Raw genomic sequence first — 24,499 nt, 5'->3', positions numbered from 1 at the left:
CCCGGAACCCTGTGCCCTCGACCAGGTCGAGGGTCAACCTGCGTCGGACAGGCCGTTCCTTCGTCGTTGCTTCACCACTCCTCGGCCGGTCCCCGACTCCGGTCCTCGGGCGGTTCCTCTGCCCGGCCCGCGATCAGGACGGGCAGTCGGCCGAGGTCTCCGCCGTGCCCCAACGGATCATCAGGTAGCCGGAGCCGCCTATCTCCGCCACGGCATAGCGGGAGTACGGCCACGCCTCGCCCGCGCTGTCCTTCTGCTTCACCAGAGCCCGGCACGCCTCGCCCGCCGTCATGGCCGCCCAGGTCTCGACCTGCCCCTGGTTCCATGCGACGTAGTCCGACCACACGTACATCGTCGCGTCTCCGGGGTCGAAGCCCACCTTGAGCTCCTTGTTGCCCAGCAGGCGGTCGGTGCCGAGCGTCGTGCGCATTCCGTTGGTGCGCTCGATGATCTTCCTGGCGGCGCGGTCCGCGACCTTGATCTCATCGCCGTCGGTGCTGGGGATCATGGCCTGGCCGAGCCCCTGTTCGTCCGGCTGCCAGTCCTGCCCGGCGTCCGCGGCCTGCCCGGCGTCGTCGTCGGCGGCCGACGTGCACTGCGCGTCGGTGCGGAAGTCGTCGTACCACGTCACCTGCGGGTCCCGGCCCGTCGATTCCTTCACCAGGACATAGGTGCGGTACGGCAGAGCCGGGTGGAGGCGCAGAACGACGTCGCGCAGCGTCCGGCACATCAGACCGGCGACCTCCGTCTCCGCGTACATCGTTCCCTGCTCGTCGGAGGAGAGCCGGTACGAGAGGTAGACCTCCCGGCGCGACGCGTGGAACCTGACGGTCTTCGGGGAGAAGTCGATGCCTTCGCCGAGTTCCTGGACGAGAACACCTTGGTCGTGCAGGACGGCGCGCGCCACGTCGTGTTCGCCCTCGCCCTGGGCCGTCCGTGCCGCGGCCCAGCTCGCCGCGCCGGCCGGGCCGTCGCTCGCGGTCTGCTTCCCCTTCGCCGCCGTGCTCGCCTTCGCGCTCGCCGCGGACGGTCCCGGGCTCGTCGAGGAGGACGGCGGAGCGGAGGCCGTGGCCGTGGTCCGGTGCTTGTCGCCCTCCGTCTTTCCGGGCATCAGGGCCACCACTCCGCCGGCCAGGCCCCCGATGACCGCTGCCGCGACGACCACCATGCCTGCCCAGGGCCTTCGTCGGCGGTTCGCGGGCATGGGCCACACCGGATCGTTCCCGGTGGGTATGTCCCAGACGGCTGTGACCATGTCCTCGGCCCGCGTGAACAGTGTGTCGGCGCGCACCACTTGGGTGACCTGGGAGGCGAGGAGCTCCACACAGTCCTCGGCGGCGTCCGCGGCCGAGGGACGGCCCTCGGGCTCCTTGGCCAGGGCCCGCTGCACGATCGCGCGCAGGGGAGCGGGGACGCCGTCCAGGTCCGGATCGCCCGACATCACGCGGAACGCGACCACGTCGGGGGCACCGGCCCCGAAAGGTGTTCTTCCGGTGGCCGCGTAGGCCACGAGCGCTCCCCAGGCGAACACGTCGCCCGCGGGCCCGGTGGCCCCCGTGCGGTACTGCTCAGGGCTGATCCAGCCCGGGGTGCCGGTCATGACCCCGGTACGGGTGACGCTGGTGCCGTCGGCGGCGTGCGCGATCCCGAAGTCCAGGACGTGGGGGCCTGCGGGCGTGAGGATGACGTTCTGCGGTTTCACATCGCGGTGCACCACACCCACGGCGTGGACGGCGGCCAGCGCCTGCGCGGTGGCCGTCGCGAAGGCGTACAGACTCGCCCCGGTGAGCGGTCCGTGCGCGAGCACCTGCTGGTTCAGCGTCGGTCCGGGTACGTACGCGGTCGCGAGCCAGGGTGTCACCGCGTTCGCGTCGGCCCTGAGCAGGGGAATCAGGTACGGGCCTGTGACACGGGCGGACAATTCCACTTCGCGCTTGAACCGGGCCCGGAACTCCGGCTCTTGGGCCTGCGCGGGATGAATCACCTTCACCGCCACACGCGTTCCGTCGGGGGCGACTCCGGCGTGGACGGTACCCATGCCCCCGGCGCCGAGGCGGCCGATGATCCGGTAGGGACCGATACGGGAGGGGTCGCCGGCATGAGCCGGCTGGACTCTTCCGGAGGAGCCGGTTTCGCTCACAGATGGTTCCTTCGTGCGGGACTGAATGCCTGAGCAGACAGCGATGTGACAGGTAGTCGCGGATCAGCTTCGAACCCCAATAGGCCTTTTGGGTGACTGCCCGTCCGGATGCTATGCCCTGTCCTGCCGCCTGGGTAGAGAAGATCCCTGCCCAGCGGCGGTGTGCCCGGCCCCGTCGCTCCGGATGCCGGGCGGGCTTCCGCGCGGGCGCTCCGGCGCGCGTGGGAACAGCGCGTCACCGGACCCTCGGGAGCGTGCGCCGGGCCCACCGGGCAGGGACAGAGCGCGGGAGGGTCGCGCTGCCCGTGCCCCGGTCCCGGCCGACAATGGACGTACGGCGGGGACGGCCCCGGGGAGGCGCCGGGGAAGGAGCGTGCATGCCGAAGCGGCCCCTCTCCCCCGGTCGCGTGCGGGCCGCGCGGCAGTCCGCGCGGGTCACGGTCGCGTCCGCCGCGGGCTTCTACCCGGCCCTGTACTGGCTGGACCGGCCGATCGTCGCGATCTACGCCCTCTTCGCGGCGATCTCGCTCGGGGTTCTCTCCCCCGTTCCCGGCGGCGGCCGGGACCGGGCGCGTACCGTCCTGTTCGCGCTGCCGGTCGCCATGGCGCTGACCGGCCTCGGCACCGCTCTCGCCGTGACGACCGGCTCCGCCGTGGCGGGGACGCTGGTGGTCGGCTTCACCGTCTCCTTCGCCGCCGCCTATGGACCGGCTCCGGCGAGTGTGGTCCCGGGGCTGCTGCTCTTCTACGTGCTGGCCTGCTTCCCGCCGTACGCGCCGGACGCTCTGCCGCAACGGCTCCTGGGCGTGCTCGCCGGTGGCGTTCTGCTGGTCGTGTGCGAGCTGCTGGTCCTGCCCGCCCCACCCTCGCAGCCCTACCGCGCTCGGGTCGCCGCGGCGCTGGACCTCGCGGCCGCCGCGGCTCTCGCGGCCGCGCAGGGCCACCGTCACGGTCCCGAGGCCGCACGGGACCTGCGCCGGGCGGGCCTGGCACTGCGCCTGTCCCAGGCCCCACCGGCCTCGCGCCCGACCGGGGCGGGCCGCACCGCCCGCGGACTGGCGCAGGCCGGAGCCGCGACACGGCGCGTACTGGACCAGCTGGCCCGGATGGCCGAGCGGCCCGAGTCCGCGCCGGTCGGCGATCCGCCCTCCGAGGCGCTGCTTCGCGGTGTCGCGGCCGGATGCGCCGCTACGGCGGGCGCACTGCGCGGTGCGCGGGCCGTTCCGGGACCCGAGGCCCTCGAGGAGATGGCCGCCGACTTCATCGCCGTACGCGGGCGCCCGTCCGGTACGCGGGCCGACATGGACGGCAGACCGTCGCCGCGGCTGCTGAGTCACCGGTCCGGCGTACTGACCGCGGCGGCCTCGGCCATGACCGCCCAGGCCGCGGTCGCCGTGGCGATCGGAGGGCGCCGCACCGCGCCGGGCCTGCCGCACGACCAGTTCTGGTACGCGGAACCGCCCGTGAGACGGCTGCTGGCGCTGCGGCTGACCGGCAATCTCACACTGCGCTCGGTCCTGTTCCAGAACGCCGTGCGCACGGCCCTGGGGCTCGGCGCGGCCCGTCTCGTGGCCGGAGCCCTGGACCTCTCGCACGGCTTCTGGGTGCTGCTGGCCGTGCTGACGCTGGGGCGCACGACCGCGGGGGCGACGTGGTCCACGGTGCGCTCGGCGGCACTCGGCACGCTGGTGGGCTCACTCGCCGCCGGGGTACTGCTCTTCGAGGCGGGCGGTGCCGTCGACGTCTACGCCGTCGTGCTGGTGCCCGCGATGTTCGTGGCCTTCTCCGTAGGGCCGATCGCCGGACCGGCCTGGGCGCAGGGGCTGTTCACGCTGGTCGTCGCCGCTGCCTTCAGCCAGCTCGCTCCGCCCGACTGGCGGCTCGCGGAGGCACGGCTGCTCGACGTCCTGACGGGCTGCGCGATCGGGCTGGTGTGCGGCGTGCTCGCCTGGCCCGCCGGAGCCCGTGGCGAGGTTCGGCGCAGTGTGGCGGATCTGCTGCGGGCGGTGGCGCCGCTGGTGCGTCTCACCGTGGTCGCCGCGGTCGGCGCGCCCGGCGATCCGGAGACTCGGCGCGTCGCGGCGGAGGAAGCGCTGCGCCTGACCCGGCACCGGCTCCGTATCGCGGAGGCCGCCTACGCGCAGTACCGGACGGAGGGCGGCCGGCACCCCGTCGAGGGCGGACCCGACTGGCATGTGGCGCTCAACTGTGCCTCCCACGCGGTGGTCGGGTCCCACTGGCTGCCTCGGCAGGAGTACGGTCCGGCGCCGCCCGACGCGGTCCGGTGGGCGCGGGACGCGGTCGGGCAACTGACCGCGGCGATGGACCGGGCGGCCGCACTCCCGTCCGGTGCTGTACGGGCACGACCGGCACCTCTGCCGCCCGAGGTCGTCTCCACGTCCCCGGGTCCCGTACTGCCCATGCTGGTCGACATCGACGGCTGGCTCCAGACCCTCGCGGCGGACCTGACGGCGATCGCCGGGGACGGGAACGTCCCGGACGGGCGGCCTCCGGTCGCGGACGCCGGCTCGGAGACGGGCGATGGGGCGGAGCCGGGCGGCCGGCAGGGCTCGGGTGCCGCGTCCCGGGCCGGTTGACGCCGTCCGCTGCTGCCGCGCGCGCTCACCGCGGTCCGCGTCCGTCCGGAACCGGACCGTGGAGCGAGCGCCGCTGCTCCTCGTCGGCGCGGCCGCTCTCTTCCGCGGCAAGGGCACGCGCAGAGTGCTCTCGACACCAGAGGGAAGGCAGAGGGGCCCCGGAAACCGCACCGGCGGGTCATCCGGCCTCAGCTGCACTGCCAGGTGAACATGGCCCGGTCGAAGCGTCGTTCGGCCAGATCCGCCGGGCGGATCAGCCAGTACAGGGCACCGCCGTCGCCCCACATCATCTCGGAGGCGTCGTCACTGCCGAACTGAGCGAGCAGCACCCACTCGCCGATCTCGGCGTCGAGAGCGGGGTCGCCCCACGACACGTCCCCGTCCATGACCGCTTCCGCCACCTCGATCTCCACCGGGTTCTGTATCGAGTGGGGAAGACCACCGATCTGATGGCCCGGCACCTCGTCGAACTCCCAGAGAGCGTCGAGGAATTGCTGCGCGCACACCGGATGGTCGTACCGATTGCCCAACGGTGCCCCAGGCGCGAACGCGTCACGGATCCGAGGATGCCAGGGCTCGGCCGCGGTCAGACCCGGCCGTGCGGCGAGCGAAATCCTCGGAAAGGCCCGGAGACCGGCGGGCGTTTCACGCTCCCCCGACGTCTCGTCGGCCGGCGTGTACAGGACGCGCGCTCCTGCCCAGCTCTCCCGGTCCTCGGCGAGCACGAGCGCCTCGCCGTCGTCCAGTTGACCGTCGAAGTAGAAGAACGACAGGGTCCCGTCGGCCGGCAGCCCGATGTCCAGGGCGCCCGCGGGCAGCAGGGCGCAGTCCACCGAGCCGACGAACGAGAGCGGCCCGTGGTCTTCCCACTGCGGCCACTCCAGATGCGCCGACAGCTTCGGCGATCCGCCCATGTGCCCGACGGCCTCGTCCGAGGACCCGGCCGCCTCCAGGCGGACAGCCGGACGGAGCAGGCGGACCCAGCGCTCCGCCGTCTCGGCGGACAAGTGCTGGTGGGCGAGGGCGCTCAGGGCTTCGGAGGATCCGTGTGTCATGCGTTCGATGATGCCCCGCCCCACTGACAGCGGGTTTCATCAGCCCTCTCGGACGGACATCGGCCGTCCCTCGCTTCACCGGCGAGGCCTCGGCAGCGACGCGCCACGGCTTTCCCGCGCCAGAGCCTGTCCGATCGGGCGGTCGACAGGCCCGATCCGCGAAGGCAGATCACCCGCCCGGGCTTACGGAGTCACCGCCCGCCTCCGCCCGTGCCGGTACCGTCCGTCGTGAGCACCCGCTCGGGTGTCTCCCGCGTGTCGTCAGTCCCGGGTTCACGCAGGACTCGCGTGGCCTCCGGCGTACCCGAACGCTTCAGCCAGGCGCGGTAGGCCGGCGCCTGACGGGCCACCTCCCAGTAGGCGTCCACCAACTCGTCGTATCCGTGGTCGAGTTCGGCCTCCGAGCGGGCGGCGAGCAGTAGTCGTACGCCTATCGGGTCGCCCTGCAGCGGCCGGACGACGACATCGGATCGCGGGCGCGCGGTGGGCTGGCTGACCGTGACGACCTCGCCGGTGGCGGCCAGGGAGTACGCCGTGAGGTAGTCGCCGTGCAGCATGTCGGGTTCTATCCCCGCGTCGCGAAGGACACGGCAGAGCGCGTCCCACTCGCCGTCGACCGTGGAGTCCACCATCCAGTGGTCGTCGGCCAGGTCGGCGAGCCGCACCTCGGACCGCTCCGCCGCCGGGTGGTCGGCGGCGAGCGTGACGAACTGCGGTTCGCGTTCGACCAGGACGCGCAGACAGAGCCCGGACGGGATGCACAGAGGACTGCCCTCGACCTCATGGACGAAGGCCAGCTCGAGCCACCCCCCGGCGACCATGCGCAGCAGGGAGTTCGCGGAAACGTCCATCCGGAGCGTGGGTTCGGTGCGGGGAACACGGGCGCGCAGTCGGCGCAGCCAGCCGGGCAGAGCCCGGCTCGCCGTGGCCCCGATACGCAGGGTGTACTCATCCGTGGCCCGGGCCACCGCCGCCCTCGTCTCCGTGACGATCGCGGCGAGTTCGGCGACGAGAGGTCTGGCGCGGCTCAGTACCGCGTGGCCCAGTGGTGTGGGGCGGCAGCCCGTGCCCGCGCGGACGAAGAGCTGCGCGCCGAGTGCCTGCTCGATACGGCGCAGTTGGGTGCTCAACGAGGGTTGTGCCACGCCGAGTTCACGCGCCGCCTTGTGCAGGCTGCCCGTGTCGGCGATGGCGCACAGGGCACGTAAGTGCCTCACCTCGAGCTCCATGCCGGAAGGGTAGGGCGAGGCGGAGCGACGCACCAGATGTTCAAAACGCGACGAAGCCTGACGAGTCGGCTCCCCGATAGCTCCGCGCTATCCCCGAATGCCATCATCCGCCACCCCCTTGGCCTACCCGAGACTCCTGCTGAACCAATCGTTCACCACCCCACACGAACGAGTAGGAGCACCCCACATGCTGTCCTCCCGCATGAAGTCGAAGGCCTCCAGGAGAGTCCTGGCTCTCACGCTCGGCCTGGGTCTGGCCTCGGCCGCGCTGGGCACCGCGGTCCCGGCGAGCGCCAAGTCGGCGGACTCCGCCCCGGCCGGTTCCACCTCCGCCTCGGCGGCCCGGTACGCCGGTTCGGCCGAGAACGCCGCCGGGAACAAGGCGTTCTTCGACGCCGTACTGAAGTCGGTCGCCAAGAAGCAGGCGGCCAACCCCTCCGTGCAGTCGGTGACCGTCTACTACAACGCCTCCCAGGCGCCGAGTTTCCGTTCCCAGATATCGAGTTCCGCCTCGATCTGGAACAGCTCCGTGTCGAACGTCAAGCTCCAGGCGGTCTCGAGCGGCGCGGACTTCACCTACTACGAGGGCAACGACTCGCGCGGGTCGTACGCCTCCACGGACGGCCACGGCAGCGGCTACATCTTCCTCGACTACGCGCAGAACCGGCGGTACGACTCGATCCGCGTCACCGCCCACGAGACCGGTCACGTGCTGGGGCTGCCGGACCACTACAGCGGTCCGTGCAGCGAGCTGATGTCGGGCGGCGGCCCGGGCACGTCCTGCACCAACCGCTACCCGAACACGGCCGAGCGCTCCCGCGTCAACCAGCTCTGGGCCAACGGCCTCGCGAAGGCCCTCGCCAAGCTGGAGAACGCGCGCTGACCCAGTGCCCGGCACACGTGTCGCGCGCTGCGCGCCGCACACCCGGGCCGCGCTGATACGGGCCGTGGCATCCGAGCCACGGCCCGTACCGAGCCCGTCCGGGGCGGGCCGCGGCCCGAGGACACGACCGTCCGGGCATTGATGCGTCCGGTCGCGTCGCTCAGGGCTGACGTCCGATGAAGGCGATCAGACGAGTCTGTACGTCAGCGCTCTCGGGGACCTCGACCCGCGGCCCGTACTGCCCGCTCTTGCGCAGCACGTCGTCGAGCGGCAGCATCCCTTCGAGCAGTCGGGCGCACATGCCGGGGTCGAGGCGCTCCTCCTGGCCGCTGGCCCGCGCCAGGTCCCAGGTGTGCATGAAGACGTCGGCGGTGTAGAAGCGGTCGACCGCCTGGTCCAGCGGCACCTCCCCGATGTGCGGGTTCGACAGCGTCTTCCCCGCCGTGGCCGGATCGTCGAGGAGGGCCTGCACGCCGTCGCTGTGCACCGTCCAGGCGGCCACCGGATCGTCGTCCGCCGAGGGCCCCTTCGGCAGTTCGACCCCGGCGCCGGCCTTCAGGAAGTCCGGGAACCACTCGACAAGATGGCGCACCACGTCCCGGGCGACCCATCCCTCGACCGGTGCGGGGTTGTCCCAGGCTCCGGGGCGCACTCCGCGCACACGGTCCGTGAAGACCCCCGCGACGGTGCGGTGTTCATCGGCTGCGCTCGTCATGATCTCAAGCCTTCCGTCTCGGTCCGTCATACCGCGTCGCCGCTCGGGCGGCCGGCGAGCAGCTCGTCCAGCCGCTCGTGGCCTTCGCGGACGCCGCGTTGCATGCCACTTCTGATCATCGAGTCGCGGGCCTCGATGGAGCCCATGAGGGATGTGGTCGTGACCCGGGTGCGGCCGCCGAGGTCCTCGAAGACGGTTGTCTCCAGGCTGACGCCGTCCGGGAAGCCGTCGAAGGCGAAGGTCTGCACGATGCGTTCGTCGCGGCGGACCTCGTGGAACACGCCGCGGAAGCCGTACTCCGTCCCGTCGTCCTCACGGTGCACATAGCGGTACGAGCCGCCGCTGCGCGCCTCGTACGCGTCGATCCTCATGGTGAGCCGACGCGGGCCGAGCCACTGGACGACGAGTTCGGGATCGGTGTACGCCCTGAACACGCGCTCCGCAGAGGCGTCGAACTCCCGGGTGATGAGGATGGTGGGCAGCGCCGGGTCGGCGGCGATCTGTGTCTCGTGCCGACGGTTCGCCTTCGCGGTGCTCACGATGCCTCCTTCTTCCTCGTGGTGTCCTTCACCGGCTGTTCCTCCATCCGCTCGAGGACGGCGTCGAGCCGGCGGAAACGGTCCTCCGCCTCCCGGCGGTAGCGTTCGATCCATCGCGTCATCAGGTCGAAGACCTCACCCTCGAGGTGGCAGGGCCGACGCTGCGCGTCCCTGCTCCGGCTGACCAGACCGGCGTCCTCCAGAACCCTGATGTGCTTGGAAACGGCCTGCACGGTCACGTCGTAGGGCTCGGCCAGTTCGTTGACCGTGGCGTCTCCCGTGGCCAGCCTGGCCACGATGTCGCGCCGGGTCGGGTCGGCCAGAGCGGAGAACACCCGGGACAGCCGGTCGTCGGCCACCTCTCACCTCACCTATTCAACCAATCGGTTGAATAACCGTACGGCCGGGCCCCCGCCTTTGTCAACCGATCGGTTGAATGACGGCGTCAGCCCGGACGGGCCCCGCCACCACCGACGCCTCCGAGAACCCCACTCAGGCAGGACCGGCGGTCACGGGATCCGCACACGAAGAGGCCCGTGCAACACGTTCAACAGGTACCGCACACCCTGCCCGTTGCCCACGCCGCGCCGATGCGGTCCCCTCACCCGGAGAGGCCCACTTCCGGGCGTCAGCACGACGCCTCGACAGCCGTGCCAGATTCAGCCCTTGGGGCGATACGCGGATGGCCCAGCGGCCGTAACGTTTCCCCCTGGACACCCCTGAGCTGCCCGGACAGCGTCTCGTTCCGCACTCAGAACATCCGTTCTCCTCTCATGCGTTCCCGACGTGATCTTGACGCGCCCTACAGTCGTGCCGCTCCCTCCAAGATCGCTTCTGAGAGACGTGCGTGCCCCTCTTGTCTTGCGCAGAACAGCAGTTGTTCCCTCTTGCCACCCGGCCCGCGCCGCCCGGACCCTTGGCCCTTCACAGCGCCGTCGTCCACGCCACCGTCCACGTACCGGAGGAACGCCAGAGCGTCTCCGCGGTCGAAGACCGTTTCCGGGCGAGCAGCCCCGGAATCCCGATGTCCCGAGGCGTACTCCAGCACACGTACGGGCTGGCCCAGCGCACGGTGGCCCCACTCGACGAGCAGCCCTCCGACCTCGCGGTGCACGCGGCCCGGGACCTGCTGGCCGAGAGCGGCACCCCGCCCCAGGAGGTTGATCTGCTCCTGTACGCCGGCATCCTGGCCGACATGGAGGAGCCGGCCACCGCCCACGTGGTGGCGGCCAAACTCAGCCTGGAATGCCCGGTGTTCGATCTGAAGAACGCCTGCAACGGAGTACTGAACGCGCTGGAGGTGGCCGACGCGTTCATCCGGACCGGCCAGTACCGGCGCGTGCTGATCACCAGTGCCGAGGTCAGTACCCGCGAGAGCCGCTGGAGCGTCACGGACCCGGACGACGTCCTGAACGCCCTGCCGAGCCTGAGCACCGGCGACATGGGCTCGGCCGTGCTCGTCACCGCGAGCGGGAAGCCGGGGATCCTCGGGAGCCGGTTCTTCGCCAACTCCTGGGGATGGGAGGCCGCGACGCTGCCCAACCCGTACGCGAACCACCGCAGGCTGGGACAGCTGGAGATCGACTCCGTGAAGCTCGTGGCCTCCTTCGACGGGATGCCGGCGAAGGTGCGCGGAGCGGTACGCGATCTCGGGGTGAGCGTGGAGGACTTCGACCTCGTCTGCGTGCATCAGCCGTCCGTGGCCTTCACCCGGGCGGCATGCGACTGGGGCGGAGTGGATCCGGAACAGATCCTCTCCACATTCCCGGCCCACGGCAACGTCGCCACGAACACCATCCCCCTGCAGCTGGCGACGGCGCTGCGGTCGGACCGGCTCCACCCGGGGGACCTCGTGGACATGTTCGGGTTCGCGAGCGGCGCCAGCGCCGGCATCGTCGTCTGCCGGTGGTGAGGCGATGAACAGCGACCCCGGGAATCGGTCCGGAGCGAGCACGACGAGCGGCCCCGCCGCACCCGCCGCACCCGCCGCACCCGAGGAAGCGCCGACCCGCCCCGTGCGCATCACCCCGCTGCCGCCCGAGCGGTGGACACCCGAACTCCGCGGGCTCCTGGCCGGATCCGCCAAGGACGGTCCCGGCCGCGTCAACCTCTTCGGCACCCTCGCCCACCATCCGGAACTCGCGGCACGCCTGGCTCTCGCTCGCCCGGGTCCTCACCCATGAAGGCACTTTGACGGACCGTCAGCGCGAACTGATCATCCTCCGCACGGCGCACCGGCGCGGCGGCTCCTTCGTGTACGACCGCCACCGAGCGATCGCCGGCTCCTGCGGTCTGGACACCCGGGAGACAGCGGCCACGGCACAGGCGCTCGGCGAACACCCCTGGGCCGACGGCGAACTGGCACTGCTGGAGGCCTCCGACGCGCTCGCGGCCGGCGAGCCGCTGCCCCAGCCGCTGTGGGACCGACTGGCAGGCGAGCTGCCTCCCGAGCAGCTCATCGAGCTCCTGATCCTCACCGGGCAGTGCGCCACCATGTGCGCCACCCTCGGCGCCCTGCACACCCCGCCCGACGGCGGCCGAACCCTCTCCGATGGAGATTCGCCATGATGACCGCGACCACGAGCGCCCCCACCGAGGCGCGGGCCCTGGCCCCGCTGTCCCTCCCCGCCGCGTACGGGTCCTGCCCGTACGACCCGCCTCCCGGATACACATCGGCTGCCGCCGAAGCCCGCGTCAGCCGCGCCGACCTCCCCGACGGCTCTCCATGCTGGCTCGTGACGGGCCACCAAGAGGTCCGCGCGGTACTCGCCGACGCCCGCTTCACCGCCGACGCCCGCACCCCCGGCTTCCCCTTCCTGTCCCCCGGTGAGCGTCAACTGGCCACCGCCCAGCCCAGTTTCATCCGGATGGACGACCCCGAACACGCCCGGCTCCGCCGCATGGCCGCCAAGGACTTCCTGCCCCGCCGCATCCAGGAACTGCGCCCGGTCATCGCCGACGTCGTCGAGACGGCCGTCGGCGCCATCACCGCCGACGGCCGCCGGACCGCCGACCTCGTAGCGGACTTCGCACTCCCCGTCCCGTCCCTGGTCATCTGCCTCATGCTGGGGGTTCCGTACGAGGACCACGCGATGTTCCAGTCCCTCAGCCGGACCCTGCTCGACAACACCACCGCCCCCGACCGGGCGGCGGTGGCCCACCCCGAGCTGATGGCCTACCTGGCGGCACTCGCCGAGCGGAAGCGAGCGACACCCGGGGACGACATCCTCGGCCGGCTCGCCGTCCGGCCCGACCTCACACCCCAGGAGACGGCCTCACTCGGCTTCATGCTCCTGATCACCGGGCACGAGAGCACCACCAACATGGCGGCGCTCAGCGTCCTCGCCCTTCTGCGCCGCCCCGCCCAGGCGGCCCTGCCGCGGGCCGACCCCGCGCTGATCCCAGCGGCGGTCGAGGAACTCCTGCGCTACCTCACCATCATCCACCTCGGCCTGGGACGGGCAGCCACCGAAGACGTACCGTCGGCGATGTCGCGATCCGGGCCGGCGACGGGGTGATCTGCGTGCTGTCCACCGCCAACCGGCAGCCGGAACTCTTCGGCCCCGAAGCACGGAGCGAGGGCGCGGCATGTCCCGCCGAGCCGGACGTGACCCGGGACGCGCGCCGGCACGTGGCCTTCGGGCACGGCGTGCACCAGTGCCTCGGCCACACGCTGGCACGCGTCGAGCTCCAGATCGTGCTGGAGACCGTACTGCGCAGGCTGCCGGAACTACGGCTGGCCGTACCCGAGGAGCAACTCGTGTTCCAGCGCGACACCATCGTCTACCGACTGCGCGAACTCCCCGTCACCTGGTGACGGCCCGAGCGGCCGGCCCGTCGTAGGTGCGGCGGCACCCACGGATCAGCCCCTCGCGGGTGCCGGCTCCACCACCGCCGGCCCGTCGTAGGTGCGGCGGCACCCACGGATCAGCCCCTCGCGGGTGCCGGCTCCACCACGTCGAAGACGGCGGGCCCCACGGCGAGGATCCCGTCGGACAGGGGGCGGCAGCGGACTCCCCCACGGGCGCGCAGCGCCCGCTGCGCGCCCAGGCCCAGTGTCGTGTCCATCCACGCGCAGGGCCTGGCCGCGCTGTGCACGGCCAGCACCACAGGCCCGGTACCGCAGTCCAGGGAGACGGTCGCGCCGACGTACGCGTCGATGTCCGCACCCCGCAGCAGGACATTGCGCCGGGTCGGACGGAGGTCCGCTTCCGAGGCAAGCCCGTCCGGGAAGCGTTCGGCGGCCATGACGGTGATCGAAGCGTTGCGATGCGCGGGGTGACGGAAGTAGCGGTCGCCGACGATCCCGAGTCCGGCGCGCACCCGCGCCGTCGTCACCAGGTCCGCGTCGGGCAGCGGGGGCGCTCCGTCACCCGGGCGCCCCTCGAACCGGTGTACGGGCGAGACCAGCAACTGAAGGATTTCCACACGGTGCACCTCATCGAGCCTAGGGGAGCCCCCGTGGATGATCCACGGAGAGGAGTGGGTCGAGACCGCCCCGCACGGCCGGGCCCGGCCGGTCAGCGATTCCGCCGCCCACAGGGCGACGCAACGGAGGGCATCGAAGGGGTCGTGTGCCGGACATCCCGCTGACACGGCGACGGCGCGCGTGACAGGGTCGGCGGTGATCGAAGACAAGCAGCGGCGAAGGGGGCTTCCGTGGACACGCAGACGTGGGACACGCTGGTCAGCTCGATGAAAAGCACCTACGTCAACGGAGTGGGCGAGGGCGCGGTGCCCAGGCCGGTCATCATGCCGCTGGTGCGAGGCGAGCTGGTCGGGCTGATCTGGGTCCGCCCCACCGAGCCCGGCGCCGACACGCTGACCGGTGTCGCGGCACTGTCGAACATCGCCGCGGCGGCCTGCGCGGACGAGGTCGTCCTCGCCTGGGAGACCCATGACCTCGCCACCGGCGGCGGGCTGCCCGTCGTCGGCCCCGCCCCTTGCCTGAACATGGTCCACGCCACCCCGGACGGTCATGTGCTGCATCAGTTCCCGTACGAAGAGGGGCGCACGTCCCACGGCTCCGAGGACGGGACCACGACCGCTCTCGACTGGAAGCCGGCTCCCGCTCCCCAGCCGGGCGGCGAACTGCCGCCGCCCATTCGGGCCGCCGTCGACTACGCCTTCACCCCGATGGAACTGGACCACCCCAACCCCTTCGGCGTCACCGTCGTCCTGATGGAGGAGGACGGCTACACCGTGCGCCTGACCGAGAGCTTCGACCACTGATCGTGCGGGTCCGGCGCGCGGAGGCATGAACAAGGCCCCCTCCTCGCGTCCCGCGTCCCGGTCACCGTACGAATGGGTCCGTGTGACGCGCCGGTGAACCGTCCGGCCCCTAGGCTGAGCGTGCGCGGCAAGCCCGCGCGCCCTCAGCGGGCGGTCCGTGATCGCAGCACAGGAGGAACCGTGTCCGGTCAGTTCGAGGCGACAACCGAGATCAACCGCCCTGTCGAGGAAGTCTTCGCCTTCCTCGCCGCCGGCACGAACGACCCCAAGTTCAGCCCCAGGGTGCAGTCGATCACCAAGACGCCGGAGGGCCCGACGGCCGTGGGCACGATCTTCACCAGCACGGTGAAGGACGCCGGCATGAAGACGGGCCGGAAGTTCCGGATCACCGAGTTCGAGCCGCCCCATCTGATCCGCTGGGCGGAAGTATCGAAGAACACCGTGACGGCGGACGAGGGTGGCTACGACCTCGAGACGACCGGCGCCGGCACGACCCGTGTCAGGATCTTCAACGTCCTCTCCGGCCATGGCATCGGCAAGCTTCTGGTGGGCTTCGCGCTGAGTGCGGCCCGCAAGGACGCGGACGCCTTCGGCAAGCGGATCAAGGCGGCGGTGGAGGCTTCCTGAGGAACGCCGACCCCTCGGCGGTCCGCGCGCGGGGCCGGTGCCGGATCCCGGCCGGTCAGCTGCCGTCAGGGGTACGACTGGGGTGGCGCCGCGATGGGAAGCGACCGCGGCCCCCGTCGCTGTGGTCACGTCGTTCGCCCGGGGGCGGCCTATCGGACCGCCGCGGTCCCGCCGGGGGCTGCGGCGCACTGGGGCCGCCGCGGGCGGGCCGGGCCGCGCTGTACCGGTGCTCGGCGATTCTTTCGGCGTGCTGGATGTTGAGCCGGTGGATCATGTAGGCCGCCACCGCGATGAGACCCACGCAGGCGAGGGCCGTCAGAAGGTCGTCCATGGCGGCCGCCTCACATTCCGACGATCAGGCGACTGGCCCGGCTGTCCGGACCGGTCTGTTCCGGAATGACCGCGGCGACCGCCGAAGCGCCGCCTTCGTACTCCCACGCCTCGTCCGGCCCCAACGGCCGGTCGGCCACGGAGACTCCGTGCAGGGCCTCCTCCGCTGCCATGAGCGCGCTCGCGGTCAACGGCGGACCGTCGCGGTCGGAAGCGGCTCTCATCAGACGGGCCGCCGACGCCGCCCCGGTCTCGGGCGGGATGATCAGGAGATCCCAGCGGCCGGTGCCGTAGGAGAGCAGCAGCAGCTTGTGCGGGTCGATCTCCGGGGTGAACCATCCGACCTTGACGACGTGGCCGTCCACGGGAACCTTGTGCGGGATGACCGGCCAGTATCGCGGGTTGACGGCGATCCGGGTGATGCGACCCCATAGGGGATCCAGCGTCTTGACCAGGGCGGGCAGTTCACTCGGCAGATCCCGGGAGCGGGGCCACCAGGCACCGTCCAGAAGTCCGCGGGAGGCGCCGTCGGTCTTGAGGGCGAGACGCGCGGCAGCCGGGGCGGCAACGGGCTCGACGTGCGGCAGAGTTGGGTACAAGGTCGCCGACATGATGCGGACCCGTCTCCGGGCCGCGTCTGCGGCGACCCGGGTTTCGTGTCTCTCCGAGGACGACCCGGCATGGAAGCCGGTGCGCGAAGTGCCCTCGGTACTCGCAACATTACTCCGCGCATGTCCGAGGCGGGGCGCTGCGGCCGTCCGGATGTCGAACAGTCGTGGTGCGTTCTCCCGTGTACCGCCGCGGCGCGAGCCGGAGTTCGTCGGACGGGCTCCGGGCGGGACGGAGGGGCGGTGGGCCTCGCCCGGTCCTTGAAGTGCGAGGCCCTGCTCCGGACCGTCGGCGCCCTGCGCGGCACCGTGGGGCCGGCGTCCGCCGGAGGTCCGTGGCGTCGCAGTGGTCACGCGATCCGGCAAGCCCCGTTTCGGAGCGTGCGGGAGTACGGTGGAGACACCGAGGACTCTTCCTATGTCGCTGTCCGGGCTCCTATGTCGCTGTCCGGAGCGGTCCCGTTCTCACGACTCCCAATCACAGGGGCAGCCCCTGACCCCGGCCGCGCCACCCGCACCGAGGCCGAGGAGTTCCGTATGCCTCTCATGTCCACCCCCGCCACGACGGCCGGTCCGTCGGACGGCCCCTCTCCGCCTCAGGTCTACGACGGGACCTCGCCCTTCCCAGCGGACGGCTCGGTGCCCGCGCGCGGCGGCGGGGAGCGGCTGTACGTGACGGTGACGGCGGTGATCGTGGTCCTGCCGTTCGTGGCGCTCGGTCTGGCCGGCTGGCTGCTGTGGGGACGTCTCATCCATCCCGTCGACGTGCTGCTCGCCGCTGTCCTCTACATGGTCACCGGCCTCGGCGTCACGGTCGGATTCCACCGCGGCCTCACCCACGGCGGATACCGGGCCGTCCGCCCCGTGCGCGTCGCGCTCGCGGTGGCCGGTTCGATGAGTTTCCAGGGCGATGTCATCGGCTGGGTCGCCACGCACCGCCGCCATCACGCCTTCACCGACCGGCCCGGTGACCCGCACTCCCCGTACCGCTACGGCACGCACCTGCGGGGCCAGCTGCGCGGGCTGATCCACGCGCACGTCGGCTGGCTGTTCCGCAACGAAGCCACACCGGCGGAGCGTTACGCCCCCGACCTCGTCGCCGACCGTGACATCCGGGCCGTCGCCCGGGCCTTCCCGGCACTGTGCCTCCTCACCCTCGCTCTGCCCTTCGGGCTGGGCTGGGCGATCGGCGGCACCTGGGTGTACGGCCTGACCGCCCTTCTGTGGGCGGGCCTTGTGCGCATCGCGCTGCTCCATCACGTGACCTGGAGTGTCAACTCACTGTGCCACATGATCGGCGAACGCCCGTTCCACACCCGGCGCCACGACAGGGCCACCAACCTGTGGCCGCTTGCCCTGCTGTCGTTCGGCGAGAGCTGGCACAACCTCCACCACGCCGACCCCACGAGCGCCCGCCACGGCGTGGACCGCGGGCAGATCGACCCGTCGGCCGCCTTCATCCGCGTCCTCGAACGCCTCGGCTGGGTGTACGAGGTGCGCTGGCCGACCCCGGAGCGCGTCGCCGCCCGTCGCGTCCGAGTCAAAGTCTCATCCATGTAAGGCAGTTGGCAGGAGCGCCTCGATGACCACCGCACTGCAGCCTCCGCTTCCCGTCCACCCTCTTCTCCGTCTGCGTCTGGCGCCTCATGGCGGCCTGCCCCGGGCCATCGACGGAGCGTGGTGGCCGCGGTCGTACGATCTGCTCGCCGAACTTCCCCAGCTGCTCGCCGGGTTGCCTCGCGCGTGGGGCCACATCAGCAGCGTCACGGTCAGCGGGGCCGCGTGGTCCGCGGTGCCCGGCCGCATCCTCGTAGACGGCCAGGTGGTGCGACTGCACGTGAGCCCGACGGCATCCACTCGGCACTCCGTCATCCTGCTCGCTCCCGGCTGGGGACGCTGGGACCTGCTCGTCGTGCCCCCGGATACGACCTCGGAGGCCGCCGAGCCCCTCATGGCAGCCGCGGCGGGAGTCACGGCTGGTCCCACTGGCGACGGACCGCCCCGCGGATCGCCGGTGGGCTGACGGCCAGGGCGGTGGCGCGGGCCGTCACCTGGCCGGCACCGGTCGCTCGGGGCGGCCGGTGTCGGGCTCGTCCGACAAGGGCACGGTGTCGACCTGTTCCGCCGCCATGAGGGCGGTCGCGGTCGGCGACGGGCCGGTGCCGGCACTCGCGGCGGACATCAGCCGGGCCGCAGCGGGGGCGCCGGTCTCCGGAGGGATCACGAGGAGGTCCCAGCGGCCCGACGTGGAGGAGAGCAACAGGATCTTGTGCGGGTCCTGCCCCGAGGTGAACCAATCGACCTTCACCGCACGGCCGTTGACGAGGATCCTGCGCGGGATGACCGGCCAGCGGCCGGGATCGACGGCGATCCGGGTGATCCGCCCCCACAGCGGATCCAGCACATCTGCCAGAGCGGAGAGTTCGGGCGTCAGATCATGAGAACGAGGCCACCAGGCACCGTCCAGTTCGGCACGGCCTCCTGACGGACTCACCGGTTTCAGGGCGAGGCGCACGATCGGGGCCCTGAAGGGCGTTGGCCGTGGCGGGGGTTGGTCGGCGGTCGCGTGCATCGCGCGAACCCGTCTCCGGGCCGCTGTTCTCGAGCGATCGCCCGGCGCTTGTGACTCACCGGGAACGACACCGGCATCGGGGCCGGTGCGCGGAATGCTCCCGATGGCCTCACGCTACTCCTGGTGAAGGCCGAACGGACCGTTCCTGGAGGCCGGCTCACTTCCGGTCGGAACGCGTTGCCGGGGAGCGGCTGGTCTCCAGCCAGGAGCGTGCCGGTTCCGCCGGGTTATCGGTGTCGACGGTGAGCTGGAGCCGCGTGCCCCCGTCGGTGCTCGCGGGATAGCTGCGCTGCTCGGTGGCGTCGAAGCACCGGCGAAGCACTTCCGCCACGCGGCGGGCGACATCCGGGGAAGCCGCGACGATGCGTACCTCGGCATGTCCGTCCGAGAGCGATTCCGATGACTGCATGGCGACCTCGTCGTTGGGGGCAGAGATCAGCTGACCGGAACTTTCACTCTACTCCCGCGTGCCCCTCAGGAGCCGCCTGCCAGGCGTGCGCGGGCCGGGAAACGGCGGCGCTCAGCCGCTGTGCCCCTCGGGCGGGACAGGTGCCGGAATGGCCGCGGTGTCGAAGCCCCCCGAGATGATGCGTACGGCGAGGTCGGAGAGCCGCAGATGCCGGGAGCGCGCGTAGGAGCGGAAGGCGGTGAAAGCGTCGTCGACAGAGGTGTTCCAGCGTTCCGCCAGCACTCCCTTGGCCTGCTCGATCAAGATGCGACTGGTCAGCGCGGTCTCCAGCTGACTGTTCTCGACGTGCGACTGCTCCAGCGTGCGCTGCTGCAGGATCGCGATGGTCGCCACGTCGGCGAGTGCCTGGGAGAGCGCGATGTCGTCGTCACCGAGGCGGTCCCGGGTGGTGTGGAAGAGGTTCAGCGCGCCGACGACCCGGTTGCGCAGGCGCAGCGGGATGGCGTGCGTGGTCACATACCCCGTCTCACGGGCTCGCGCGGCGAACCGCGGCCAGCCGGCGGTCGTCTCGGTACGCGACAAGTCGATGTTCGTCCGGGCCGTGCCGGAGCGGTAGCACTCGACGCACGGACCCTGGTCGTGCTGGAGGGCGAAGAGTTCCAGCAGGCGGGTGTGTTCGTCCGAGGCGGCGATGACCTGCAGTTCGCCGTGTGCGTCCGCGAGGAGGATCCCGGCCGCGGACACGTCGAGCAGTTCGACGCAGCGCGCCGACAGACGGTGCAGGAGGTCGATGACGTCGAAGTCCTCGACGAGGGAGTCCGCGACCTCCACGAAGATCTCGGCCAGACGCCGTTCGCGTGTCATGCCGCTCATCCCTTTCCGCCGTCGGGCGAATACAGCCCGCTCTTATCGTCGTCGAAGTCGTCGTTGAAACGGAGCCTGCGGGCGACGACGTCTTCCGCGACCTCGCCGAGGGGGCGCTCACTGCCATAGGCATGAGCACGCAGGCGCAGGAGGGCCACGTCCATGGGCACGCCCAGCTGCACGCTGATCATGCCCGTGGCCTGATGCACGACCGCGCGATGCAGCCCGGAAGGCCACTGCAGCACCATGCCGAGACCGGACACATTGCCAACTCCACTCGCCCCTCCACGTTGCTCCACGTTCAGGAAGGCGCCGGTCAGCGCCGCCGCCAGGGCGGTCGCGTCGGCGCACTGCTGCTCACTCAATCGCCGGTCCTCGTCGCACAGCACAGTCAGTACACCGACCCGGATGGCCCCCACACCCAGCGGAAAGCAGCCCACACCCTGCACGCCCATCTCCCGCGCGAGTGGCAGCAGCACCGGCCATCGCCCGGGGTGCACCCGCCGCAGGTCCGGCTCCAGGACGGTCAAGCCGGTACGGACCGCGTCCGGCCCGGGGCCCTCGCCCAGCGTGAACTGGAGTTCCTCGAAGCGCTCGCTCGGCCCGGGCCGGCACCAGAGCGGCTCGGCCGCCCGGTCCTCACCGACCAGCAACGACAGCGCGACACCCTCGACGCCCAGCGCCCGCACGCACACCAGTGCCGGATCGCCGCCGCCCAGGCGCAGCGACCGCAGGGCATCGGCCATGCCGTCGCTGATCACCGTGCTCCGCCCCTTCCCGGCCGGGAGTCCTCGATGTGAGACAGCGTCCGGCTGCCGACGTACCTCACGTGTCGCGGTCAGCCGACGCACCGTCGGCGGTACAGCCCTTCCACGCGTCATGAGCGTTCGCGTAACGCGGGAACCGCTCCAGTAGATCGCCGGCCCGGAACACGAGACCCGGGCCGGGCCGGGTGTGCACGACGCGGACCCATCCGAGCCGCTCATGACACTCCTCCCACGCCGCGCACAGCGGGGCCAGGACGCTGCCGTCCATGAACGTCACGCCGCGCAGGTCCACTATGAGGAACAACCGTCCGGTGCCGTGCCGGGCGTTCTCCAGGTCATGCGCGAAGGCGGCCGCTGTCGTCAGATCCAGCTCGCCGTCGGCCCGGACCACGCGCACCTCGTCGAACAACCCGGGATGCGGGCCCATGCGTCCCAACTCCTCTGCCGGTGGGATGGCTTTCGCCTTGCGCAGTGCCTCTGTTGCGCGGAACGAGACTGCACGGAGAGGGCCGGGGACACGGGCGGGCCGTAGGGCCAGGGTACCGCCGGGGTGGAGAGGGCGGTCACCGTTCTCCAATTGCGGATCAGTTGGCCACGGATCGGGACAGCGGCCTGCGGAGGGGGAACCGCTGCCGATGCGCCTGCATCGCCATCTCCGGAGCCCGCCGGGCGCTCGCGGGCAGCACCGCAAGCCCCATCCGTCACTCACGCATCAACCACGGCGATTCGGCCATCCGCTCGTGGCCACCGGACCCCGTATCCCGGAAGGCCGCGACCGGCCTGCCCCGCCGCGCACGGATTCCGATGCGGCCGAAACACGTGTGTTCGATATCGCGGTACCTGTCGTTGAGTCATCTGAAGTCGTCTTCATCCCCATCAAATCGCCCAGGGAGACGAGCAGTTGACCTCAAAGACCGCGTCCGTTCCACCGCCGCCTCCCGCTGAGATCACGTACTCCGGGCAGTACTCCGTGAATCCGCTCGGCGAAGTCGGCTTCCGGGCCCTGTGCTCCCAGCTCCCGCGCGTCGTCGGCCGCATCACGGGCATGGCCTGGCGGATCGACCGTCGCGCCGTACTCCTCATCCTCGCCTGCCAGTTGGCCACAGGCTTCACCGCCGCCGTGCTGCTGGCCGCCACGGCGAGGGCCATGTCCCCCATCCTCGGTGGCGGAGCGGTGTCGGACCGCCTGTACGAGGCGCTTCCGGCCCTGGCCGTCGTGGCCGGGGCCGGCGCGGTCGCGCGGCTTTCGGTGGCCGTCGCCGCGTACGCCGAGCGGCGCATCACACCTCGGCTGACGACGATCATGGACTCGGCGCTGGTCGAGGCCGTCTGCCGGGTCGAAGCGTCCGCGTACGCGGTGGACGGGTTCTCCGACCGCCAGGAGGCCGCCGAGATGGGAGTGATGCGCACGCACGTCATGGTCATGGATGCCCAGCGCTTCCTGTCCGCCCTGATCAGGATGGTCACCGCCGGCGGCGTTCTGTCCGTGCTCAACCCCCTGATGCTGCCGCTGCTCCTCCTGGCCGTCACCCCGGCCGGCGTCGGCGCGGTCCTCACCGCGCGGGTCGACTACGAGATCCACTACGCGAACGTCGCCGACCGCAACGTCCGCGGGATGACGCGCTGGTGGGCCACCACGCCGAAGTACGGCGACGAGGTCCGCGCCAACGGAATGACCGACTACCTCCTCTACTGGTACCGGGCCCTCTCCGATCGGGTCGACCGACGCACGCTCGCCGCCGCGCCCCGGACTCTGCGGATCGCGGTGCTGTCCTCCCTGGCCGGCGGAGCCTTCCTCGGGGCGGCCTGGGGCATGCTCGCCTGGCTGGCCGTCACGGAACGGATCGCGCCGGCGATCGCGGCCACCGCGGTCGTCGCCGTCCAGACCACTCTGGCCGCGCTGTCCCAGGTCGTCATCAATGGCGCCGCCGTGTTCCACACCAGCCTCTACCTCGGCGACATGCAGGCATTTTTCGACGACGCCGCCGAGCGCGCGCCCAAGCGAGGGCGAGCGGTCATCGAGGCGCCGGTGGAGGAGATCCGATTGGACGAGGTCACCTACCGATACCCGGGAAAATCGAAGCCCGCGGTCGACGGCGTCTCCCTGACCCTGAGGCGCGGCGACATCCTCGCCGTCGTCGGCGTGAACGGCTCGGGCAAAAGCACCCTGACGCGTCTGATCACCGGGATCTACCTCGCCGACAAGGGCCGGGTCACCTGGAACGGCACCGACCTCGCTCACGCCGATCCCGCCACCGCCTGGAACTGCACCGGCCTCGTACCGCAGATCTTCGCCCAATGGCCCCTCCGGGCCCGCGAGAACGTGACGCTGGGCCAGCCCAGGTCCGCCGACGACCACCACGTGTGGGACGCCGTCGAGGCGGTGGGCATGCGCGAAGCCATCGAGGAACTCCCCGCCGGGCTCGACACCCTTCTCGCGCGCGAGATCTTCGGCGGCGCCGAACTCTCCGGCGGCCAATGGCAGCGCCTCGCCTGCTCCCGGGCCCTGTACCGGCGGCCGCCTCTGCTGATCCTGGACGAACCCACCTCGCAGATGGACCCGCGAGGCGAGCACGGCATCTTCGAGAAGATCAGGAGCATCTCCGCGGACCGCATCACCATCGTGGTCACGCACCGGCTGGAGAACACCCGGATCGCCGACCACATCGTGGTCATGGAACAGGGCCGCCTCACCGAACAGGGCACGTACGACGACCTCGTCCACGCCGGTGGCACCTTCGCCGATCTCCTGCGCCTGTCCCAGGAACGCTGAACGTCCGACCGGCTCCCGCCCGGCCACCCACCCGGTTCACACCACCGCTTCCCGCCCCCCTTCAGGCCACCGCTTCCCTGCTCGGTCTTTCGGGATCGCGCGACACGAAAGGACTCTCTCCGTGACCGACACGAGTGCCTCCGGACCCCCGATCAGTCCTCGCACCATCGAGGTGCACGGCACAGCCGCCCTGCTCGTCGACGACTCCGGGCGTTACCTGCTGCACCTGCGCGACGCGAACAGACCCATCTGGCGCCCCGGGACCTGGGCCCTGCTCGGCGGGGGCACCGAGCCCGGCGAGACGTGTGCCGAGGGCATCGCCCGCGAGCTGTACGAGGAGACCGGCCTCACCGTCCCCGACCTGACCCCGTTCGTCATCCTGGACACCCTCGACGCGTCGGGCACGCTCAAGGACCGTGCCCTCGTCTACCGGGGCACTCTGAACCGGCCCGCCCACGAGATCCCGCTCCACGAGGGCATCCAGCTCCGCTGGACCCACGCCGACGAGACGGCGGACATGACCATGGACCCGGGCGCGGTGGCGGTCGTCCACGAGCACCGGAGGCACCCGCTCCCCCGCCTCGACAGCAGCGGCACACCGTCGACCGTGCGGGTCCGGGAGGAGAGCGAGCCTCGGGGGCGCAGTATCGTCGGCGCCCATCTCGTCCTCGTACGTGACGGCGCGGTGCTGCTCGGCAGACGCCACCCTGACAGCGCCTTCGCGCCCTCGACCTGGCACGTACCGGCCGGACACCGCGAGCAGGGAGAGTCCGCGCTGGCGTGCATGGTCAGAGAGACCTCGGAGGAAACCGGCATCACCCTCGAGGCGAGCGACCTCGCCCTCGTGCACACCGTGGATCAGCACAACTCCTGGAGTCTCGTTCCCCGCGTGCAGCTGTTCTTCGCCGCCTCCCGCTGGAGCGGTGAGCCCGAGGTCCTGGAGCCCGACCGGTGCACGGAGTGGCGGTGGTGGCCGCTGGACGCGCTCCCCGACCGGCTGGTCGACTACACCCGCACCGCGCTCGCCGCCATCGCCCGCGGAGAGTCCTACACACATCTGGGCTGGACGGAATGAACTCCACCGGCAGGCCGGAAGACGAGCGCCCCGGCGGGCTGGGGCCTTTTCCGGCAACCGGCCACCGGGCGGTAAGCGCTGGAG

The 24,499-nt window shown here is 71.4% G+C and carries 26 protein-coding genes; 13 read left to right on the top strand and 13 right to left on the bottom strand.

What is annotated here, in order from left to right:
* Nucleotides 1-133: 133 nt before the first annotated feature.
* Entirely contained in the window at nucleotides 134-2,140 is a 2,007-nt protein-coding gene (locus tag OG788_RS41660; RefSeq protein ID WP_406376105.1) for a serine/threonine-protein kinase, read from the bottom strand.
* Between the two features lie 377 nt (nucleotides 2,141-2,517).
* On the opposite strand from OG788_RS41660, the gene OG788_RS41655 reads away from it, so the two are divergent.
* A complete protein-coding gene (locus OG788_RS41655) occupies nucleotides 2,518-4,737 on the top strand; it encodes an FUSC family protein (protein ID WP_406376104.1) in 2,220 nt (739 codons plus the stop codon).
* A 188-nt stretch (nucleotides 4,738-4,925) separates the two neighbouring features.
* Here OG788_RS41655 and OG788_RS41650 read toward each other — a convergent pair whose 3' ends face one another.
* Nucleotides 4,926-5,792, bottom strand: coding sequence for a YwqG family protein (locus OG788_RS41650; RefSeq protein WP_406376103.1), 867 nt, complete (start codon nucleotides 5,790-5,792; stop codon nucleotides 4,926-4,928).
* A 191-nt stretch (nucleotides 5,793-5,983) separates the two neighbouring features.
* Nucleotides 5,984-7,021, bottom strand: coding sequence for a LysR family transcriptional regulator (locus OG788_RS41645; protein ID WP_406376102.1), 1,038 nt, complete (start codon nucleotides 7,019-7,021; stop codon nucleotides 5,984-5,986).
* 187 nt (nucleotides 7,022-7,208) lie between these two features.
* Here OG788_RS41645 and snpA point away from each other — a divergent pair, with 187 nt between their 5' ends.
* Entirely contained in the window at nucleotides 7,209-7,904 is a 696-nt protein-coding gene (gene snpA / locus OG788_RS41640) for a snapalysin (RefSeq protein WP_406376101.1), read from the top strand.
* A 160-nt stretch (nucleotides 7,905-8,064) separates the two neighbouring features.
* Here the strand turns inward: snpA and OG788_RS41635 are convergent, their stop codons facing one another.
* From OG788_RS41635 to OG788_RS41625, 3 genes are read right to left on the bottom strand one after another with little or no spacing between them, the layout of a single operon-like run.
* Entirely contained in the window at nucleotides 8,065-8,619 is a 555-nt protein-coding gene (locus OG788_RS41635; protein ID WP_406376100.1) for a TIGR03086 family metal-binding protein, read from the bottom strand.
* A 26-nt stretch (nucleotides 8,620-8,645) separates the two neighbouring features.
* Nucleotides 8,646-9,158 carry an SRPBCC family protein gene (locus OG788_RS41630; RefSeq protein ID WP_406376099.1) on the bottom strand — a complete coding sequence of 171 codons (513 nt, stop codon included), beginning with the start codon at nucleotides 9,156-9,158 and terminating at the stop codon, nucleotides 8,646-8,648.
* Entirely contained in the window at nucleotides 9,155-9,517 is a 363-nt protein-coding gene (locus tag OG788_RS41625) for a metalloregulator ArsR/SmtB family transcription factor (protein ID WP_351545845.1), read from the bottom strand. The genes OG788_RS41630 and OG788_RS41625 overlap by 4 nt, the downstream gene beginning before the upstream one ends.
* A gap of 557 nt (nucleotides 9,518-10,074) precedes the next feature.
* Here OG788_RS41625 and OG788_RS41620 point away from each other — a divergent pair.
* Genes OG788_RS41620 through OG788_RS41600 form a run of 5 tightly spaced genes read left to right on the top strand, consistent with a single transcriptional unit; the run spans nucleotide 10,075 to nucleotide 12,975 of the window.
* The gene (locus OG788_RS41620) at nucleotides 10,075-11,070 is read left to right on the top strand and encodes a 3-oxoacyl-ACP synthase III family protein (RefSeq protein WP_406376098.1); all 996 of its coding nucleotides are present in this window, start codon (nucleotides 10,075-10,077) and stop codon (nucleotides 11,068-11,070) included.
* 4 nt (nucleotides 11,071-11,074) lie between these two features.
* Nucleotides 11,075-11,341, top strand: a complete 267-nt coding sequence (locus OG788_RS41615; RefSeq protein ID WP_406376097.1) for a hypothetical protein — start codon at nucleotides 11,075-11,077, stop codon at nucleotides 11,339-11,341.
* Between the two features lie 7 nt (nucleotides 11,342-11,348).
* Entirely contained in the window at nucleotides 11,349-11,726 is a 378-nt protein-coding gene (locus OG788_RS41610) for a hypothetical protein (protein WP_406376096.1), read from the top strand.
* Complete coding sequence (locus tag OG788_RS41605; protein WP_406376095.1) at nucleotides 11,723-12,676, top strand: cytochrome P450; 954 nt, start codon at nucleotides 11,723-11,725, stop codon at nucleotides 12,674-12,676. The genes OG788_RS41610 and OG788_RS41605 overlap by 4 nt, the downstream gene beginning before the upstream one ends.
* A gap of 5 nt (nucleotides 12,677-12,681) precedes the next feature.
* Nucleotides 12,682-12,975 carry a cytochrome P450 gene (locus OG788_RS41600; protein ID WP_406376094.1) on the top strand — a complete coding sequence of 98 codons (294 nt, stop codon included), beginning with the start codon at nucleotides 12,682-12,684 and terminating at the stop codon, nucleotides 12,973-12,975.
* A 110-nt stretch (nucleotides 12,976-13,085) separates the two neighbouring features.
* Here OG788_RS41600 and OG788_RS41595 read toward each other — a convergent pair whose 3' ends face one another.
* A complete protein-coding gene (locus tag OG788_RS41595; RefSeq protein ID WP_406376093.1) occupies nucleotides 13,086-13,595 on the bottom strand; it encodes a molybdenum cofactor biosysynthesis protein in 510 nt (169 codons plus the stop codon).
* Between the two features lie 222 nt (nucleotides 13,596-13,817).
* Here OG788_RS41595 and OG788_RS41590 point away from each other — a divergent pair, with 222 nt between their 5' ends.
* Together OG788_RS41590 and OG788_RS41585 are read left to right on the top strand one after the other, a co-directional pair.
* Nucleotides 13,818-14,390 (top strand): hypothetical protein, encoded by a 573-nt coding sequence (locus OG788_RS41590; protein ID WP_406376092.1) that lies wholly within the window; start codon nucleotides 13,818-13,820, stop codon nucleotides 14,388-14,390.
* Nucleotides 14,391-14,570: 180 nt separating this feature from the next.
* On the top strand, nucleotides 14,571-15,017 hold the full coding sequence (locus tag OG788_RS41585) for an SRPBCC family protein (protein ID WP_351545826.1): 447 nt from the start codon (nucleotides 14,571-14,573) through the stop codon (nucleotides 15,015-15,017).
* Between the two features lie 341 nt (nucleotides 15,018-15,358).
* Here OG788_RS41585 and OG788_RS41580 read toward each other — a convergent pair whose 3' ends face one another.
* Nucleotides 15,359-15,958 (bottom strand): DUF5994 family protein, encoded by a 600-nt coding sequence (locus OG788_RS41580; RefSeq protein ID WP_406376091.1) that lies wholly within the window; start codon nucleotides 15,956-15,958, stop codon nucleotides 15,359-15,361.
* Between the two features lie 534 nt (nucleotides 15,959-16,492).
* On the opposite strand from OG788_RS41580, the gene OG788_RS41575 reads away from it, so the two are divergent.
* Together OG788_RS41575 and OG788_RS41570 are read left to right on the top strand one after the other, a co-directional pair.
* Nucleotides 16,493-17,515: an acyl-CoA desaturase gene (locus tag OG788_RS41575; RefSeq protein WP_406376090.1), complete on the top strand. Its 1,023-nt coding sequence runs from the start codon at nucleotides 16,493-16,495 to the stop codon at nucleotides 17,513-17,515.
* 22 nt (nucleotides 17,516-17,537) lie between these two features.
* The gene (locus OG788_RS41570; RefSeq protein ID WP_406376089.1) at nucleotides 17,538-17,978 is read left to right on the top strand and encodes a DUF5994 family protein; all 441 of its coding nucleotides are present in this window, start codon (nucleotides 17,538-17,540) and stop codon (nucleotides 17,976-17,978) included.
* A gap of 24 nt (nucleotides 17,979-18,002) precedes the next feature.
* On the opposite strand, the gene OG788_RS41565 is transcribed toward OG788_RS41570, so the two are convergent.
* From OG788_RS41565 to OG788_RS41545, 5 genes are all read right to left on the bottom strand, one after another.
* Nucleotides 18,003-18,449, bottom strand: a complete 447-nt coding sequence (locus OG788_RS41565; RefSeq protein WP_406376088.1) for a DUF5994 family protein — start codon at nucleotides 18,447-18,449, stop codon at nucleotides 18,003-18,005.
* 235 nt (nucleotides 18,450-18,684) lie between these two features.
* A complete protein-coding gene (locus tag OG788_RS41560) occupies nucleotides 18,685-18,936 on the bottom strand; it encodes a hypothetical protein (RefSeq protein WP_351545813.1) in 252 nt (83 codons plus the stop codon).
* A gap of 111 nt (nucleotides 18,937-19,047) precedes the next feature.
* Nucleotides 19,048-19,809, bottom strand: coding sequence for an ANTAR domain-containing protein (locus OG788_RS41555; protein WP_406376087.1), 762 nt, complete (start codon nucleotides 19,807-19,809; stop codon nucleotides 19,048-19,050).
* A complete protein-coding gene (locus OG788_RS41550) occupies nucleotides 19,806-20,561 on the bottom strand; it encodes an ANTAR domain-containing protein (RefSeq protein ID WP_406376086.1) in 756 nt (251 codons plus the stop codon). The genes OG788_RS41555 and OG788_RS41550 overlap by 4 nt, the downstream gene beginning before the upstream one ends.
* A gap of 64 nt (nucleotides 20,562-20,625) precedes the next feature.
* A complete protein-coding gene (locus tag OG788_RS41545) occupies nucleotides 20,626-20,994 on the bottom strand; it encodes an STAS domain-containing protein (RefSeq protein ID WP_406376085.1) in 369 nt (122 codons plus the stop codon).
* A 618-nt stretch (nucleotides 20,995-21,612) separates the two neighbouring features.
* On the opposite strand from OG788_RS41545, the gene OG788_RS41540 reads away from it, so the two are divergent.
* Both OG788_RS41540 and OG788_RS41535 read left to right on the top strand, forming a co-directional pair.
* On the top strand, nucleotides 21,613-23,340 hold the full coding sequence (locus OG788_RS41540; RefSeq protein WP_406376985.1) for an ATP-binding cassette domain-containing protein: 1,728 nt from the start codon (nucleotides 21,613-21,615) through the stop codon (nucleotides 23,338-23,340).
* 121 nt (nucleotides 23,341-23,461) lie between these two features.
* Nucleotides 23,462-24,415: an NUDIX domain-containing protein gene (locus OG788_RS41535; protein ID WP_406376084.1), complete on the top strand. Its 954-nt coding sequence runs from the start codon at nucleotides 23,462-23,464 to the stop codon at nucleotides 24,413-24,415.
* Nucleotides 24,416-24,499: the final 84 nt, after the last annotated feature.

The sequence above is a fragment of the Streptomyces sp. NBC_00647 genome (assembly GCF_045207245.1).
GTDB lineage: Bacteria > Actinomycetota > Actinomycetes > Streptomycetales > Streptomycetaceae > Streptomyces.
This window is presented reverse-complemented; position numbering and strand designations above follow the sequence as displayed.

Excerpts from the sequence above, each read along its gene's own strand:
- OG788_RS41655 (WP_406376104.1), top strand. The coding sequence starts at position 2,518 with ATGCCGAAGCGGCCCCTCTCCCCCGGTCGCGTGCGGGCCGCGCGGCAG.
- OG788_RS41650 (WP_406376103.1), bottom strand. The coding sequence starts at position 5,792 with ATGACACACGGATCCTCCGAAGCCCTGAGCGCCCTCGCCCACCAGCAC.
- OG788_RS41645 (WP_406376102.1), bottom strand. The coding sequence starts at position 7,021 with ATGGAGCTCGAGGTGAGGCACTTACGTGCCCTGTGCGCCATCGCCGAC.
- snpA (WP_406376101.1), top strand. The coding sequence starts at position 7,209 with ATGCTGTCCTCCCGCATGAAGTCGAAGGCCTCCAGGAGAGTCCTGGCT.
- OG788_RS41635 (WP_406376100.1), bottom strand. The coding sequence starts at position 8,619 with ATGACGAGCGCAGCCGATGAACACCGCACCGTCGCGGGGGTCTTCACG.
- OG788_RS41615 (WP_406376097.1), top strand. The coding sequence starts at position 11,075 with ATGAACAGCGACCCCGGGAATCGGTCCGGAGCGAGCACGACGAGCGGC.
- OG788_RS41605 (WP_406376095.1), top strand. The coding sequence starts at position 11,723 with ATGATGACCGCGACCACGAGCGCCCCCACCGAGGCGCGGGCCCTGGCC.
- OG788_RS41580 (WP_406376091.1), bottom strand. The coding sequence starts at position 15,958 with ATGTCGGCGACCTTGTACCCAACTCTGCCGCACGTCGAGCCCGTTGCC.
- OG788_RS41575 (WP_406376090.1), top strand. The coding sequence starts at position 16,493 with ATGCCTCTCATGTCCACCCCCGCCACGACGGCCGGTCCGTCGGACGGC.
- OG788_RS41570 (WP_406376089.1), top strand. The coding sequence starts at position 17,538 with ATGACCACCGCACTGCAGCCTCCGCTTCCCGTCCACCCTCTTCTCCGT.
- OG788_RS41560 (WP_351545813.1), bottom strand. The coding sequence starts at position 18,936 with ATGCAGTCATCGGAATCGCTCTCGGACGGACATGCCGAGGTACGCATC.
- OG788_RS41555 (WP_406376087.1), bottom strand. The coding sequence starts at position 19,809 with ATGAGCGGCATGACACGCGAACGGCGTCTGGCCGAGATCTTCGTGGAG.
- OG788_RS41545 (WP_406376085.1), bottom strand. The coding sequence starts at position 20,994 with ATGGGCCCGCATCCCGGGTTGTTCGACGAGGTGCGCGTGGTCCGGGCC.
- OG788_RS41540 (WP_406376985.1), top strand. The coding sequence starts at position 21,613 with ATGGCCTGGCGGATCGACCGTCGCGCCGTACTCCTCATCCTCGCCTGC.